The organism is Acidovorax sp. (genome assembly GCF_046294525.1).
Classification (GTDB): domain Bacteria; phylum Pseudomonadota; class Gammaproteobacteria; order Burkholderiales; family Burkholderiaceae_C; genus Acidovorax.
This window is the reverse complement of record NZ_JBKBKQ010000006.1, coordinates 109187-123545: the sequence shown is the minus strand read 5'-3', so window position 1 is coordinate 123545 and position 14359 is coordinate 109187. Positions and strand designations below refer to the sequence as shown.

Here is a 14359-nt window from a genome sequence, read left to right as displayed (position 1 = left end):
GTCTGCAGCACGGGCGGTTTTTGCTCACCTTTTGATAGCTATCAGCGCTTATCAGATAAGCGCTGGAGCCCATTCTGGGGTTTATTTTTTGGATCCGGCTCCGTCTTCAAGCTGCGCCAGCGCCGCATTGCCACCCAGCGACAGCAGGCCGGCCTTGGCGTACACGCCCAGCTTGCCGCGCGTATCCGAGATGTCCAGGTTGCGCATGGTCAGCTGGCCGATGCGGTCCAGCGGGCTGAACGGCGCGTCTTCCACCTTTTCCATCGACAGGCGCTCGGGAGCGTAGGTCAGGTTGGGCGATTCGGTGTTCAGCAGCGAATAGTCGTTGCCGCGGCGCAGCTCCAGCGTCACGGTGCCGGTAACGGCGCGGGCCACCCAGCGCTGGGCGGTTTCGCGCAGCATGATGGCCTGCGGGTCGAACCAGCGGCCCTGGTACAGCAGGCGGCCGAGCTTGAGGCCGTTCATGCGGTACTGCTCGATGGTGTCTTCGTTGTGGATGCCGGTGACGAGGCGCTCGTAGGCGATGTGCAGCAGCGCGAGGCCAGGAGCTTCATAGATGCCGCGGCTCTTGGCTTCGATGATGCGGTTTTCGATCTGGTCGCTCATGCCCAGGCCGTGGCGGCCACCGATGCGGTTGGCTTCCAGGATCAGCTCGACCGGGTCGTTGAACTCCTTGCCATTCAGCGCCACGGGCTGGCCTTCGTTGAACGTCACCGACACTTCCTCGGCCTTCACTTCCACCTCGGGCTTCCAGAACGCTACGCCCATGATGGGGTTGACGATGCGGATACCGCTGTTCAAAAACTCCAGGTCCTTGGCCTCGTGCGTGGCGCCCAGCATGTTGCTGTCGGTGCTGTACGCCTTCTCGGCGCTCATCTTGTAGCCGAAGCCGGCCTTGGTCATGAAGGCCGACATCTCGGCACGGCCGCCCAATTCATCGATGAACAGCTGGTCCAGCCAGGGCTTGTAGATCTTGAGCGAGGGGTTTGTGAGCAGGCCGTAGCGGTAGAAGCGCTCGATGTCGTTGCCCTTGAAGGTCGAGCCGTCGCCCCAGATGTTGACGTCGTCTTCCTTCATCGCGGCCACGAGCATGGTGCCGGTCACGGCGCGGCCCAGGGGCGTGGTGTTGAAGTAGGTCAGGCCTCCGGTGCTGATGTGGAAGGCGCCAGCCTGCAGGGCAGCGATGCCCTCGTGAGCCAGTTGCACGCGGCAGTCGATCAAACGGGCCTTTTCCGCCCCGTATTCCATCGCCTTCTTGGGGATGGCGTCGTAGTCGGGCTCGTCAGGCTGGCCCAGGTTGGCGGTGTAGGCATAGGGCACGGCGCCCTTGAGCTTCATCCAGTGCAGCGCGGCGCTGGTGTCCAGGCCGCCGGAGAATGCGATGCCGACCTTCTGGCCGAGGGGGAGGTTCTGGAGGATGGTTGCCATGTGTGCTTCTTCAAAAACGATAGCTGCCAGCGCTTTCTGGATAAGCGCTAACGGCCAAAATCAATCAAATTTCAGCCCGAAACATCAACCGAAGTGGCAGATGTAGTGGTAGGCCTCGGTCACGCGAATGTCGAACTTGGAGTTGCCGGGCACGCTGAACTTGTCGCCGGCCGCCGATTTCACCCAGGTGTCGGAGCCGTCCAGCTTGTATTCGCAGGAGCCGGCCACGCATTCCATGATCTCTGGCGCGCCGGTGTTGAATGTCAGCGTCGCGGGCAGCACCACGCCCACCGACTTCTTCGTGCCATCCGGGAAGGTGATGCCGTGGCTCACGCACTTGCCATCAAAGTACACATTGGCCTGGGTGGTGACGGACACGCCGTCGATTTTTTCGGTGGTCATGGGATGCGCTGCAGGGGTTGGAGGAAACCGGAGATTTTAGGGCAGCCTCTCGGGGCGGCAGCGGCAACCACGCCCGCACACAGCGCGCCGGCCATAAAAAAAGAGCCCGGCGGGCTCTTTTGTATGGCGTGTCGCCATGCGGCGCTCAGCGCCAGTACGGGTTGCGGTGGTGTGGAGGGTAGTACGGGCGGCTGTCGTAGCCGTACTCGATTACCGTCACCGGCGGGGTCACGTAGGTAGGCGGTTGCTGGTACACCGGCTGGGCCGGGTACGTGGATGTGACCACTCCGGGCTGGCTGTATACGCCTTGCGAGGCATACGGGTCGGGCTGCGTCGAGTAGGTCTGGCCCACAGGCTGCACGCTGAGCGGAATCCAGCGGCCGGGGTCATTCTGCGTGCGCGTGGTGTATTGGCGCCCCGCGTACTCGTACACCACGTTGTAGCCGACGGTGCGGTTTTCGTAGTATGTCTCGGTCGTGCAGCGCTGCACGTTCTGGTACTGGGGTTGGCCGCCTTCAATCTGGTTGCCCAACACGGCACCACCCAGCACGCCAATGGCCGTGGCCGCTGCGCGGCCGCTACCCTTGCCAATCGCGTTGCCGGCCGCACCGCCTGCAATGGCGCCCATCACGGCGCCCGCACCGCTGGTGCGGTTGCCGCTGTAGACGGTTTCATTGCCGCACACCTGCTGGGGAATGCCCACCTGCTGAACGATGGGCGTGGCGGACAGCACGCGGCCCTGTTCCTGAGCGCTGGCCACGGCGGCGATGGCGGCCAGGGTGGAAAACACGACGATCTTTTTCATGGAGAAACTCCTTTCGGGTCGGTACATAACGCACCAGACTGCAGAAAAGTTTAGGCCTCCCCGGTGAATTCAGGGACCCGAGGCCGTAAATCTGCGTAAAGATTTGTGCGGTTTCTCCGGTGTTTCCCAGGTTTGTGGGCGCGGCGGTTCACGTGTTGCGGGAGGCGTGGTTCCATGCCTGCCACTGCTCGGGCACAAATCCCACAGAGATGTGTGTCTGGCTACCGTCGCGCCACACCACGACCGGCCGCTTGATGACACTGGGCTGCTCCCGCATCAAGGCTGCGGCGCTGGCGTCGTCGGTTACCGCAGCCTGGGTCGCCTCGGGCAGCTTGCGCCACGTCGTGCCCTGGCGGTTGAGCAGCTTTTGCCACCCCACCGCTGCCATCCAAGCCGGCAACTGGTCGGTGGGCACGCCTTGCTTCTTGAAGTCGTGAAATTCGTGGTCGAGCCTTTGGTCGGTGAACCAGGTGCGTGACTTTTTGACGGTGTCGCAGTTGGGGATGCCGTAGAGGGTGATGCGTGAAGTGCTCATGCCCCGCATCATCCCCCAAGTTTGCGGGGCAGCCGGGCTGCACGGACAGTTCGACAGCAAGGCCTGGGCGACAATGGCGGGCTGTATGCACACCAAACCCCATACCCTGGAGGGCTGGCTCCGCCATTGCGAGCAGCTCCATCCCCACAGCATCGACATGGGCCTGGCCCGGGTCAGCGAGGTGGCGCGCCGTATGGCGCTGCGTTTTGAATGTCCGGTGATCACTGTGGCGGGCACCAACGGCAAGGGCTCCACCTGCGCCATGCTCGAGGCCGTGGCGCTGCAAGCCGGCTACCGCACTGGCGTCTACACGTCTCCGCATCTGGTCCACTTTGAAGAGCGGTGCCGTGTGCACGGCGAGATTGTCAGTGGTTCAGACCTGATATCGCACTTCGACGCCGTGGAAAGCGCCAGGACGCAAAACGGCGATGACATATCGCTCACCTACTTTGAGTTCACCACCTTGGCGATCCTGCGGCTCATGAGCCACTCGCTATTGGATGTGGCCATTCTGGAGGTGGGTCTGGGCGGCCGCCTGGACGCGACCAACATCATCGATGCCGACTGCGCCATCATCACCAGCATCGACATCGACCACACCGAATACCTGGGGCCCGACCGCGAGACCATCGGCCGGGAGAAGGCCGGCATCATGCGCACCGGCCGGCCTGTCGTCGTGGGCGACCCGATGGCGCCCCAGAGCGTGCTGGACCATGCACTGGAGATCGGCGCCGATCTCTGGCGGTTTGGGCACGACTTCAATTTCTCGGGAGACAAGCAGCAGTGGGGCTGGGCGGGCCGCGGGCGGCGCTACGCGGGCCTGGCCTATCCGTCGCTGCGCGGCGCTAACCAACTGATCAACGCCTCGGGCGTGCTGGCGGCTTTTGAAGCCCTGCGCGAGCGCCTGCCGGTCACGGCCCAGGCGGTGCGCAATGGCTTGGCGATGGTGGAGCTTCCCGGACGATTCCAGATCGTGCCGGGCCAGCCCACCTTGGTGCTGGACGTGGCGCACAACCCCCACTCCGTGGCCGCACTCACGGCCAATCTGGATGCCATGGGCTATTTCCCCACCACGCACGCCGTTTTTGGCGCCATGGCCGACAAGGATCTGGCCCCGATGCTCGCCAAGGTGGGCCCGCTGGTGGATTCCTGGTACTTCACCAATCTGCCCACGCCACGGGCAGAAACGGCGGCGGCCTTGCAGCAGAAATGGAACGCCGTCCAGATGGTGGCCGGCGGGCAGCGCAAGGTCAGCTCCAGCCTGCACGCGAGTCCCATGGAAGCGTTGCAGGCCGCGGTCGCCGCAGCAGACCCGGCTGATAGAATCGTGGTCTTTGGCTCGTTTTACACGGTGGGTGGCGTGCTGATCAACGGAACGCCTCGCCTGCACGCCAAGCATCTGGGCTGACGGGGCTGGGTTCAGCGGTTCCTCAGCTCCCACGAGTCTCAACTCCATGGCATTTTTCAAGTTTCGGTGGCCCGGTCAGAGTGAACAAAAACCGGACGAAAAACCGGTCAAGCGCTCCCGCTCGTCGCAGGCCGAGAGCATCGAAGTCATGCGCCGCCGGGCACGCCACCGCCTGATTGGCGCAGCAGTGCTGGTGCTGGTGGGGGTTGTGGGGTTTCCCCTTCTGTTCGACACCCAGCCACGCCCCGTTCCCGTCGACATTCCCATCGAGATTCCCGACCGCAACAAGGTGCCTGCGCTGGTGGTTCCCACGCCAGCTGCTGCGCCAGAGGCTCAGGCCCCGGTCGCTGCGCCACCCGCCTCTGTGGCTCTGGGGGAGGCTGCGCCTGCCACCCGTCCTGCCGTGCCCGCACGCCCTGGCACCCAGGCCGCAGCAGGCAGTGGCATTACCGACGGCGAGGAACTGGTCTCTGGCGCACGCCCGGCCGCATCGCGGCCCGCGCCTGCCGTAGCGGCTACCCCAGCCGTCCCCAGCGCTCCTGCGCGGCAGGAAACCCGGGCCGAAGCCAAGCCCGCCGCGACGCCTGCCCCGGTGCCCGAACCTAAACCCGCGCGGCCCGATGACGCCGCGCGTGCGCGTGCGTTGCTGGAAGGTCGCGCCACCGAAGTGTCTTCACCGGGTGCCGAAGAGAGCCGCTTCATCGTGCAGGTGGGCGCTTTTGCCGATGCCGAAAAGGCCCGCGAGGCGCGCACCAAGGTCGAGCGCGCAGGGCTTAAAACCTATACCCAGGTGGTGGACACCAAGGAAGGCAAGCGCACGCGCGTTCGGGTGGGGCCGTTCACCACCCGCGCTGAGGCGGACAAGGCGGCCGCGCGGATCAAGGCGCTGGACCTGTCGGCCTCGGTCCTCACGCTCTAGGTTGTCCGGCTTTTTTGCCTTTTCCAGACCACTGCCTGTTCCATGGCTGCTCTCGACTGGATTTTTGTGGCGGTGTTGCTCGCATCCATGCTGGTGGGTGCGTGGCGCGGCCTGGTGTTTGAAGTGCTGTCCGTGCTGGGCTGGGTGGCTGCTTTTTTTGTGGCGCAGTGGTTTGCGGCAGACGCTGCGCAGTGGCTGCCAATGGGAGAGTCGGCGGGGTCCCTGCGCTACGCTGCCGGGTTTGTGCTGGTGTTTGTTGCGGCGGTTTTTGTGTGCGGTTTTTTTGCGTGGCTGGGCAAGAAGCTGGTCGAAGCGGTCGGCCTGCGGCCTGCGGACCGCACCCTGGGCGCGGCCTTTGGCGTCCTGCGCGGCCTGGTTTTGCTGCTGGTAGTGGCAGTGGTCGCGGGGCTGACGCCCCTGCACGAGGCGCTGTGGTGGCAGGAATCACAAGGGGCGCCGGTTCTTGCAGAAATTCTCAGGGGCTTGAAACCGGCGCTGCCGGAAGAATTTGGTAGGCATCTGCCTTCCTAGTATCGATGGGGCAGTGGCCACAAGTCGCTGCCAAGAGGTTGCCGCGGGGCTGTTCCCGCAAACGGATGGAAACTTACTATGTGTGGAATCGTCGGCGTCGTCAGCGCAACGCCTGTCAATCAGCTGATCTATGACGCGCTGCTGCTTTTGCAGCACCGCGGACAGGACGCAGCAGGCATCGTGACCCAGCAGGGCCGCAAGTTCTTCATGCACAAGGCCAAGGGCATGGTGCGCGACGTTTTCCGCACGCGCAACATGCGCGCGCTGCCCGGCAATGTGGGCCTGGGCCAAGTGCGTTACCCCACAGCGGGCAATGCGTATAGCGAGGAAGAGGCTCAGCCCTTCTACGTCAACGCGCCGTTCGGCATCGTGCTGGTGCACAACGGCAACCTGACCAACGCCCGCGAACTGCGCACCGAGTTGTTCCAGACCGATCATCGCCACACAAACACCGAGAGCGACTCTGAAGTGCTGCTCAACGTGTTCGCGCACGAGCTGGAGCGTGCTACGCGCGGCGTGCCGCTGCAGGTGGACGACGTATTTGCTGCGGTTCGTGCCGTGCACAAGCGCATCAAAGGTTCGTATGCTGTGATTGCGCTCATTGCCGGCCATGGCCTGCTGGCCTTCCGCGATCCGCATGGCATTCGTCCATTGGCGCTGGGCCGCAGCCAGGACGGCACCGTGATGATCGGCAGCGAGTCGGTGGCGCTGGAGGGCACATCGCATGTGTTCGAGCGCAACATCGACCCCGGCGAGGCCGTGTTCATCACACTGGATGGCCAAGTACATGCCGCCCAATGCGCCGAGAAACCGCAGCTCAACCCCTGCATTTTCGAATTCGTTTACTTGGCACGTCCGGATTCGGTGCTGGACGGCATTTCTGTCTACCAGGCACGTCTGAACCTCGGCGAGGCGCTGGCCAAGCGCGTGATCTCCACCGTGCCTCCGAATGAGATCGACGTGATCATCCCCATCCCCGAATCCAGTCGGCCCAGCGCCACGCAACTGGCGCACCTGCTGGGCATTCCGTACCGCGAGGGCTTCGTCAAGAACCGCTACGTTGGCCGCACCTTCATCATGCCGGGGCAGGGCGTGCGCAAGAAGTCGGTGCGCCAGAAGCTCAACGTGATCGGCAGCGAGTTCAAGGGCCGCAATGTGCTGCTGGTGGATGATTCGATCGTGCGCGGCACCACCAGCCGCGAAATCGTGCAGATGGCGCGCGATGCGGGTGCCCGCAAGGTGTACCTGGCCAGCGCCGCGCCGCCAGTGCGCTACCCCAACGTGTACGGCATCGACATGCCCACCAGCAGCGAACTGGTGGCCCATGGCCGCACCGTGGAAGAAATCCGCCAGGCGATTGGCTGCGACGCGCTGATCTACCAGGACGTGGACGGCATGAAGAAAGCCGTGGGCTCGCTCAACAGCGCCATCGCTGGCTTTGATGCCTCGTGTTTTGATGGAGTGTATGTGACCGGCGACATCACCGCTGCCGGTATCGCGAGCCTGAATGAGGGCCGGGTGGGGGCCGAGGAGGGTGAAGAAGACACCTCGCGCCTTGCGCTGCCCAACGCGCAGGAATCCTGAGCGTACGCGGGACAGCCTCCCGCTGGGAACCTCTTGTTTGAATTGGATCGACTGTGAAGCTGGCCCCGCAAGGGGCCAGCGCTTATTGAAATGACTGCTGCTACTTCTGCCAATCCCGCCGCGGGCCGCGTGCGCACCCGGTTTGCGCCTTCCCCGACCGGTTTCATCCATCTGGGCAACATCCGCTCGGCGCTGTACCCCTGGGCGTTTGCACGCGCCACCGGCGGCGACTTCATCCTGCGCATCGAAGACACCGACGTCGAGCGCTCCAGCCAGGCGGCGGTGGACGTCATCATCGAAGGCATGAAGTGGCTGGGCCTGGACCACGACGAGGGCCCGTTCTACCAGATGCAGCGCATGGACCGCTACAAGGCCGTGTTGGCCGAACTGCAGGCCGCTGGCCATGTATACCCTTGCTACATGAGCGTGGCCGAGTTGGACGCCCTGCGTGAGAAGCAGATGGCCGCAAAGGAAAAGCCCCGCTACGACGGCACCTGGCGCCCCGAGCCCGGCAAGACGCTGCCAGCCATCCCCGAAGGCGTGCAGCCCGTGCTGCGCTTCAAAAACCCGCAGGGCGGCGTGGTGGCGTGGGACGACAAGGTCAAGGGCCGCATCGAGATCCGCAACGACGAACTTGACGACCTCGTCATCGCGCGCCCCGATGGTACGCCGACGTACAACTTCTGCGTGGTGGTGGACGACATCGACATGGCTATTACCCATGTGATCCGCGGCGACGACCACGTGAACAACACCCCCCGTCAGATCAACATCTTTCGCGCGCTGGGCAAGGAACCGCCGGTGTATGCCCACCTGCCCACGGTGCTCAACGAGCAGGGCGAGAAGATGAGCAAGCGCAACGGCGCCAAGCCTGTCACCCAGTACCGCGACGAAGGCTACTTGCCCGATGCCATGGTCAACTACCTCGCACGCCTGGGCTGGAGCCACGGCGACGACGAGATCTTCAGCCGCGAGCAGTTCCTGCAGTGGTTCAACCTGGATCATCTGGGCCGCAGCGCAGCGCAGTTCGATGAAGCCAAGCTGCGTTGGGTGAACGCCCAGCACCTCAAGGCCATGCCCGACGAAGCGCTGGCGTCGCTGGTGGCCCCCCAATTGAAGCGCCAGGGCATTGCCGCCGAGGCCCTGGCTGATGGCCGGCTGCCCCGCATCTGCGCACTGTTCAAGGACCGCTGCGACACGACCGTGGCGCTGGCGAACTGGGCACAGGTTTTCTATGGGGATGTGACCCCCGTGGAGGCCGAGCGCGCCCAGCACATCACCGATGCCATCGCTCCGGCGCTGGATGCGCTGGCCGACGCGTTGGCGGTATGCGAATGGGACAAGGCATCGATTGCGGCCGCTTTCAAACAGGTACTGGCAGCGCAGGGGCTGAAGATGCCCCAACTCGCGATGCCAGCCCGCGTGCTGACGGTTGGTACAGCGCACACGCCCTCGGTCGATGCGGTGCTGGAACTTGTCGGCCGTGAAAAAGTTGTAGCGCGTTTGCGAAACCGCTAAAAATCTGTCTATAATTCAAGGCTCAGATGATGACGAAAAACACTCAGTGTTTAGCGTGATTAAGTGGGGGTATAGCTCAGCTGGGAGAGCGCTTGCATGGCATGCAAGAGGTCATCGGTTCGATCCCGTTTACCTCCACCAAATTTTGAGTTCGGTTAGTTCCAAGGTTTTGACCCTATCGTCTAGAGGCCTAGGACATCACCCTTTCACGGTGAGTACCGGGGTTCGAATCCCCGTAGGGTCGCCAAGTTTGTAGCACTTGGCTTGTGTTGAAAGATGCAAGCAAAAAGCTGCCTGCCAGGAGTGGTAGTTCAGTTGGTTAGAATACCGGCCTGTCACGCCGGGGGTCGCGGGTTCGAGTCCCGTCCACTCCGCCAGTCAAAAGCCCTTGCAGGTTTTGATATTGCAAGGGTTTTTCTTTGGTGAATACCCAAAGAAATTCGGGGGTATAGCTCAGCTGGGAGAGCGCTTGCATGGCATGCAAGAGGTCATCGGTTCGATCCCGTTTACCTCCACCAAATTTTGAGTTCGGTTAGTTCCAAGGTTTTGACCCTATCGTCTAGAGGCCTAGGACATCACCCTTTCACGGTGAGTACCGGGGTTCGAATCCCCGTAGGGTCGCCAAGTTTGTAGCACTTGGCTTGTGTTGAAAGATGCAAGCAAAAAGCTACCTGCCAGGAGTGGTAGTTCAGTTGGTTAGAATACCGGCCTGTCACGCCGGGGGTCGCGGGTTCGAGTCCCGTCCACTCCGCCAGATACAAACCGCTGCAGTCGCAAGGCTGCAGCGGTTTTTTCTTTTGTTTCTTGTTCAGACCGGACACATGGTTAACAGGTGTGCGAGGACATGGTTAACAGATTTGATTAAACGGCTCAGGTGTCAGTCAGGTCAATCACCAGGCAGCGGTGATGCGCGAAGAACACCTCAAAGCAACCATCCTTGTCCTGCTTGGGCCGGATACCCACCTTGTGGCGGTGCAAGGCGTTACTCAGCTTGTAGCGCTTGCCTCTGAACTTCAGGATCCCGTTCCAGTCGACCGTGTGCACCTCATCTGCACTGCTGTACTGCGGCGGGCTCAATCGCTCAGGGAACGCTCTCTTGCTGGGGCGATAGCATGTGACCGGGGTGGCTCCGCGCAGTGCTTCATGCGGGCGCTGGTGGTTGTAGACCACACGCCAGCGGTCCAGCGCCTGCTGGACCTTCTCCAGGCTCTCGAAGCACCTCCCCTTGAGCAGCTCGATCTCCAGCGTTCGGTGAAAGCGCTCGTCCTTGCCCGTTGGTTTGCGGGTGGTAGGGCCTGCTGTGGCTGACGTGGATGCCTAGTTGCACCAGCCACACGCCCAGAGCTGTGAGCTGGCCTGGTGCACTTGGTGAGCCCCAGGGAGCACCGTTGTCGAAGTTGATCTGCGCTGGCAGGCCATAGCGCCTGAATACCTCTGTCATGTGCGCTTGCACGATCTCAGTGGCAGTCTTGCCGCAGGCCTGAAGCGCCAGGTTGAAGCGCGAGTGATCGTCCAGCATGGTCAGCGGCGAGCACCGCCCCTCCACGGTCTGGAAGTGGCCCTTGAAGTCGGCCTGCCAAAGTGCGTTGGGCTCCTCGCGTTCGAACCGCTGCCAGGGCTTGGCCGCTTCGCTGGCCTCCGGTGCGATCAGGCTGTGGCGGTGCAAGATGGAGGTGACGGTGCTAGGGGCCACGTTGGGCCCACCCAGGTGCTGCAAGCGCCAGCTGATCTTGCGCCCGCCCCACGAGGGATGCTCGGTGCGCATAGCGATGACGGCCGCCTCCACCTGCGGCAAGGACCTGCTCGGACTGCTGCGCGGTCTTCGCGAGCGGTCTACGAGCCCCTCGCTGCCTTGCTCTTCAAAGCGGTTGAGCCACTTGTACCCGGTGGGGGCACTGATGCCAAAGCGGCGGCACAGCTCGCGCAGATTGGCGCCCTCTTGCCTTGCCAGTTCAACGAATTCCTGTCTCAGGTTCTTGGTGTTGCAAGCCTTCCATGGCATAGCGACCTCCAGCGAAGTTCGCCGAAAGTGTTAACCATGTCCTCGCACACCTGTTAACCATGTGTCCGGTCTGAACAGTTTCTATAGTAAATACGCTGTCAGCGCTTGCTGGACAAGCGCTGACAGCTATGGATTTGATAGTCCGCTTGTCTGCGTGCAGTAAATCAGCGCGGGGCAAGGCGGATGGCGCCGTCCAGTCGGATGACCTCTCCGTTTAGCATGTCGTTTTCAAAGATGTGCTGCACCAGTTTCGCGTAGTCCTTGGGCGTGCCCAGGCGGCTGGGGAAGGGCACTCCGGCGGCCAGTGCGTCCTGCACTTCCTGGGGCATGCCAAACAGCATGGGCGTGCCGAAGATGCCGGGGGCGATGGTCATGTTGCGGATTCCGTTGCGGGCCAGGTCGCGGGCAATCGGCAGGGTCATGCCCACCACGCCGCCTTTGGAAGCCGAATAGGCGGCTTGGCCGATCTGGCCGTCGTACGCGGCCACGCTCGCGGTCGAGATCAGCACGCCGCGTTCACCCGTGGACTCCGGTTCGTTCTTGCTCATGGCTTCGGCGGCCAGGCGGATCATGTTGAAGCTGCCGATCAGGTTGACGGTAATCGTCTTGCTGAACAGTGCCAGGGCGTGAGCGCCGTTCTTGCCCACGGTTTTTTCGGCGGGCGCAATGCCGGCGCAGTTCACCAGGCCCATGAGCTTGCCTAACGACACCGCCTTGGCCACCACAGCTTGGCCATCTGCCTCATTGCTTACGTCGCACTTCACAAAGGCGCCACCGATGTCCTTGGCAACGGCTTCGCCTTTTTCTGCCTGCATGTCGGCGATCACCACGGTGCCGCCCTGGGCCGCCAGCATGCGTGCCGTGCCTTCGCCCAGACCTGACGCGCCGCCGGTCACGATGAATACCTTGCCTTTGATCTCCATGTCCAGTCTCCAGTAAGTGACGTTAACGTAAACGTCAATTATGGCGCATCTGCCAAGTGCCTCACGGGCAAAAAAAAGCCCGGCCGGAGCCGGGCGTGTCGAAAGCCGTGCGTGATTACTGGAATCCCACCCGGTCCAGCATCTGCTGCACCTTGGTCGTATTGGCGCCCACGGCACTGATCGGGATGGTCTCGCTCTTGAACGCCTGGCCGCCGGTCATGGCCTTGAGAGCTGGGTTGTCCAGCGCCACGCCCTTGGCTGCGGGCCATTCGTTGTTGCCGTTCGCAAAGTAGTTCTGGGCTTCAGGACTGGCCAGGTATTCGAGGAACTTGACTGCATTGGCCTGGTTCTTGGAGTGCTTTGCCACCGCGCCGCCCGCGATGTTCAAGTGCGTGCCCCAGGATTCCTGGTTGGGGAAGACCACCCCCACCTTGTTCACCACGGCCACGTCCTCGGGCTTGTTGGAGCGCATCAAGCGTGCGAGGTAGTAGCTGTTGGTGACTGCGATATCGCACTCTCCAGCGGCCACGGCCTTGATCTGGTCAGTATCGCCACCCTTAGGCGGACGGGCCAAATTGCCGACCATGCCCTTGAGCCAGGCTTCGGCCTTCTGCTCGCCCAGGTGCTCGGTCACGGCGCCGAACAGGCTCAGGTTGTAAGGGTGCGAGCCGGAGCGGATGCAGATCTTGCCCTTATTCTTGGGGTCGCCCAGCGATTCATACGTGGCGACGTCCGCTTTTTGCACCTTGACCTTGTTGTAGACGATGACGCGTGCGCGGGTGGAGAGGCCGTACCACGCAATGCCGCCGTCCGCCGCGCGGGCGCCGCGCAGGTTGGCGGGGATGGCATCGTTCAGCACCTGCGACTTGATGGGCTGGAACAGGCCGTCCACCTCGCCTTTGTACAAGCGGGCTGCGTCCACCAGCAGGATCACATCGGCAGGCGACGCTGAGCCTTCGGCCTTGAGGCGAGCCAGGATGCCTGCATCGTCGGCATCCACGCGGTTGATCTTGATACCAGTGGCCTTGGTGAAGCCGGTGTAGAGCGCTTCGTCGGTGGAGTAGTGGCGGGCGGAATACAAGTTGACCACCTGGTCCTGGGCATGGACGGCGCTGGCGGTAGCAGCCAGCACACAGGCGCTGAGCAAGGCTTTCGCGGACTTTGACATGAGGAGCAGCTTTCAGTGTTGAACTGGGAGGCAATGATAAAACAAACGCGAATTATTCTTAATAAAGTCGTGGTTTGTAAACGGGATTTTCCTGCGAACCTGATCCAGCGCAACGATGTCCCGCATAACACCGGCGAGTCGGTGGCAGTGCGGATCGGGACGGGTCACAAGGCGTCTGCTCGCAGCCAATAGCCCGGCTATTTGCAAGAAAAGCGACACAGCGAACCGCCCGAGGCCGCGCTATCACGGACCGCAGGGAGTTATGCAAGACATCCCAAGAGAGCAAAAAAAAGCCCGGTTGAATAACCGGGCTTTAAAAGGATCCTTGAAACGGGGGTTTCGAGAGGATCCAAGGAGACAACTGGGGCGCTGAAGGCGGGGCCTGCAGCGCATGACGGGATTATCAGGGTAATCCCTGCGCACGGGCTAGAGAGGCGACTCCAGACCGCGCTGTGCGGGGCTCAGCGCTTGCGCGGTGCGGCCGTCTTGGCAGCGTTGGCCGCCGTGCTGGCCACGGCGTTGAAGTTGGCTTCGGCCACGTCCGATGCCTGCTTCACGGCCTTTTGCACGGATTCAAAGGCATTGTTGGCTGCAGAAACGGCGCTCTTCATCACGGCCACGGCGGTTTCGGAACCAGCGGGGGCGTTCTTCGCGGCGCTGTCCACCAGATTGGAGAATGCCCGTTGTGCGTCGGCAGCCTGGCCTTCAAAAGCCTTGCCAAACTCGGCGCCAGTGCCCGAAGCGATGTCATACAGGTGGCGGCTGTAGGCCGCAGTCTTTTCGGCCAAGGGCTGGAACAGGCCGGCTTGCAGGGCCATCAGTTCTTGAGCATCCTTGACGGCCAGCACGGCTTGCGAGTGGTTGGCGGCTTCGGCCAGGGCGGCGCGCGAGGCGGTCACGTTCAGTTCCACGAGCTTTTCAACGCCTTCGAAGGCCTTGGTCGTCAGACCAAACAGGGTTTCGATGTTGGCCTTGTGGGATGCCAGGATTTGTTCAGCGGTCAGCGTCATGTCATATCTCCTAAAGAATGGTGCCCCCAGAGGGGCGGGGTGGCTTACAGACATCTGCGCTGACGTTGACCTCTTGGCCATGTTGCAGTGCAGCATGGAACGAATTTTAAGGACTTGTGAACACAT

The 14359-nt window shown here is 62.5% G+C and carries 12 protein-coding genes, 6 tRNA genes and 1 pseudogene; 11 read left to right on the top strand and 8 right to left on the bottom strand.

All coding sequences use genetic code 11. The features are described from left to right. Nucleotides 1–81: 81 nt before the first annotated feature. The 4 genes from argG to ACK4HJ_RS08675 form a co-directional block, all read right to left on the bottom strand. The gene (gene argG / locus ACK4HJ_RS08690; RefSeq protein ID WP_409829983.1) at nucleotides 82–1428 is read right to left on the bottom strand and encodes an argininosuccinate synthase; all 1347 of its coding nucleotides are present in this window, start codon (nucleotides 1426–1428) and stop codon (nucleotides 82–84) included. A gap of 84 nt (nucleotides 1429–1512) precedes the next feature. After that, nucleotides 1513–1830: a pyrimidine/purine nucleoside phosphorylase gene (locus tag ACK4HJ_RS08685; protein WP_409829980.1), complete on the bottom strand. Its 318-nt coding sequence runs from the start codon at nucleotides 1828–1830 to the stop codon at nucleotides 1513–1515. A 145-nt stretch (nucleotides 1831–1975) separates the two neighbouring features. Next, on the bottom strand, nucleotides 1976–2635 hold the full coding sequence (locus ACK4HJ_RS08680) for a glycine zipper 2TM domain-containing protein (RefSeq protein WP_409829978.1): 660 nt from the start codon (nucleotides 2633–2635) through the stop codon (nucleotides 1976–1978). A gap of 148 nt (nucleotides 2636–2783) precedes the next feature. Then, entirely contained in the window at nucleotides 2784–3170 is a 387-nt protein-coding gene (locus ACK4HJ_RS08675) for an ArsC family reductase (protein ID WP_409829975.1), read from the bottom strand. A gap of 85 nt (nucleotides 3171–3255) precedes the next feature. Here ACK4HJ_RS08675 and folC point away from each other — a divergent pair, with 85 nt between their 5' ends. From folC to ACK4HJ_RS08620, 11 genes are all read left to right on the top strand, one after another. Beyond that, nucleotides 3256–4578: a bifunctional tetrahydrofolate synthase/dihydrofolate synthase gene (folC, locus tag ACK4HJ_RS08670; protein ID WP_409829973.1), complete on the top strand. Its 1323-nt coding sequence runs from the start codon at nucleotides 3256–3258 to the stop codon at nucleotides 4576–4578. 46 nt (nucleotides 4579–4624) lie between these two features. After that, a complete protein-coding gene (locus tag ACK4HJ_RS08665; RefSeq protein ID WP_409829970.1) occupies nucleotides 4625–5497 on the top strand; it encodes an SPOR domain-containing protein in 873 nt (290 codons plus the stop codon). 42 nt (nucleotides 5498–5539) lie between these two features. Then, nucleotides 5540–6028, top strand: a complete 489-nt coding sequence (locus ACK4HJ_RS08660; RefSeq protein WP_409829968.1) for a CvpA family protein — start codon at nucleotides 5540–5542, stop codon at nucleotides 6026–6028. 78 nt (nucleotides 6029–6106) lie between these two features. After that, nucleotides 6107–7612, top strand: a complete 1506-nt coding sequence (gene purF, locus ACK4HJ_RS08655; protein ID WP_409829965.1) for an amidophosphoribosyltransferase — start codon at nucleotides 6107–6109, stop codon at nucleotides 7610–7612. 90 nt (nucleotides 7613–7702) lie between these two features. After that, nucleotides 7703–9130, top strand: coding sequence for a glutamate--tRNA ligase (gene gltX / locus ACK4HJ_RS08650; RefSeq protein WP_409829962.1), 1428 nt, complete (start codon nucleotides 7703–7705; stop codon nucleotides 9128–9130). A 65-nt stretch (nucleotides 9131–9195) separates the two neighbouring features. Next, nucleotides 9196–9271 (top strand) — tRNA-Ala (locus tag ACK4HJ_RS08645). Between the two features lie 30 nt (nucleotides 9272–9301). Then, nucleotides 9302–9377, top strand: a tRNA-Glu gene (locus ACK4HJ_RS08640). A 53-nt stretch (nucleotides 9378–9430) separates the two neighbouring features. Continuing rightward, nucleotides 9431–9507 (top strand) — tRNA-Asp (locus ACK4HJ_RS08635). A gap of 65 nt (nucleotides 9508–9572) precedes the next feature. Beyond that, nucleotides 9573–9648 (top strand) — tRNA-Ala (locus ACK4HJ_RS08630). Nucleotides 9649–9678: 30 nt separating this feature from the next. Next, nucleotides 9679–9754, top strand: a tRNA-Glu gene (locus ACK4HJ_RS08625). A 53-nt stretch (nucleotides 9755–9807) separates the two neighbouring features. Beyond that, nucleotides 9808–9884, top strand: a tRNA-Asp gene (locus tag ACK4HJ_RS08620). A 116-nt stretch (nucleotides 9885–10000) separates the two neighbouring features. Here the strand turns inward: ACK4HJ_RS08620 and ACK4HJ_RS08615 are convergent. From ACK4HJ_RS08615 to ACK4HJ_RS08600, 4 genes and pseudogenes are all read right to left on the bottom strand, one after another. Then, nucleotides 10001–11132, bottom strand: a pseudogene (locus ACK4HJ_RS08615) (IS481 family transposase). A 164-nt stretch (nucleotides 11133–11296) separates the two neighbouring features. Beyond that, nucleotides 11297–12055, bottom strand: a complete 759-nt coding sequence (locus tag ACK4HJ_RS08610; protein WP_409829960.1) for a 3-hydroxyacyl-CoA dehydrogenase — start codon at nucleotides 12053–12055, stop codon at nucleotides 11297–11299. A gap of 115 nt (nucleotides 12056–12170) precedes the next feature. Beyond that, nucleotides 12171–13223, bottom strand: a complete 1053-nt coding sequence (locus tag ACK4HJ_RS08605) for an extracellular solute-binding protein (RefSeq protein ID WP_409829958.1) — start codon at nucleotides 13221–13223, stop codon at nucleotides 12171–12173. 461 nt (nucleotides 13224–13684) lie between these two features. Beyond that, nucleotides 13685–14233, bottom strand: coding sequence for a phasin family protein (locus ACK4HJ_RS08600; RefSeq protein ID WP_409829955.1), 549 nt, complete (start codon nucleotides 14231–14233; stop codon nucleotides 13685–13687). Between the last annotated feature and the right edge of the window lie 126 nt (nucleotides 14234–14359).

Coding starts and splice junctions, on each gene's coding strand:
- argG (WP_409829983.1), bottom strand. CDS start 1,428: ATGGCAACCATCCTCCAGAACCTCCCCCTCGGCCAGAAGGTCGGCATC.
- ACK4HJ_RS08685 (WP_409829980.1), bottom strand. CDS start 1,830: ATGACCACCGAAAAAATCGACGGCGTGTCCGTCACCACCCAGGCCAAT.
- ACK4HJ_RS08680 (WP_409829978.1), bottom strand. CDS start 2,635: ATGAAAAAGATCGTCGTGTTTTCCACCCTGGCCGCCATCGCCGCCGTG.
- ACK4HJ_RS08675 (WP_409829975.1), bottom strand. CDS start 3,170: ATGAGCACTTCACGCATCACCCTCTACGGCATCCCCAACTGCGACACC.
- folC (WP_409829973.1), top strand. CDS start 3,256: ATGCACACCAAACCCCATACCCTGGAGGGCTGGCTCCGCCATTGCGAG.
- ACK4HJ_RS08665 (WP_409829970.1), top strand. CDS start 4,625: ATGGCATTTTTCAAGTTTCGGTGGCCCGGTCAGAGTGAACAAAAACCG.
- ACK4HJ_RS08660 (WP_409829968.1), top strand. CDS start 5,540: ATGGCTGCTCTCGACTGGATTTTTGTGGCGGTGTTGCTCGCATCCATG.
- purF (WP_409829965.1), top strand. CDS start 6,107: ATGTGTGGAATCGTCGGCGTCGTCAGCGCAACGCCTGTCAATCAGCTG.
- gltX (WP_409829962.1), top strand. CDS start 7,703: ATGACTGCTGCTACTTCTGCCAATCCCGCCGCGGGCCGCGTGCGCACC.
- ACK4HJ_RS08610 (WP_409829960.1), bottom strand. CDS start 12,055: ATGGAGATCAAAGGCAAGGTATTCATCGTGACCGGCGGCGCGTCAGGT.
- ACK4HJ_RS08605 (WP_409829958.1), bottom strand. CDS start 13,223: ATGTCAAAGTCCGCGAAAGCCTTGCTCAGCGCCTGTGTGCTGGCTGCT.
- ACK4HJ_RS08600 (WP_409829955.1), bottom strand. CDS start 14,233: ATGACGCTGACCGCTGAACAAATCCTGGCATCCCACAAGGCCAACATC.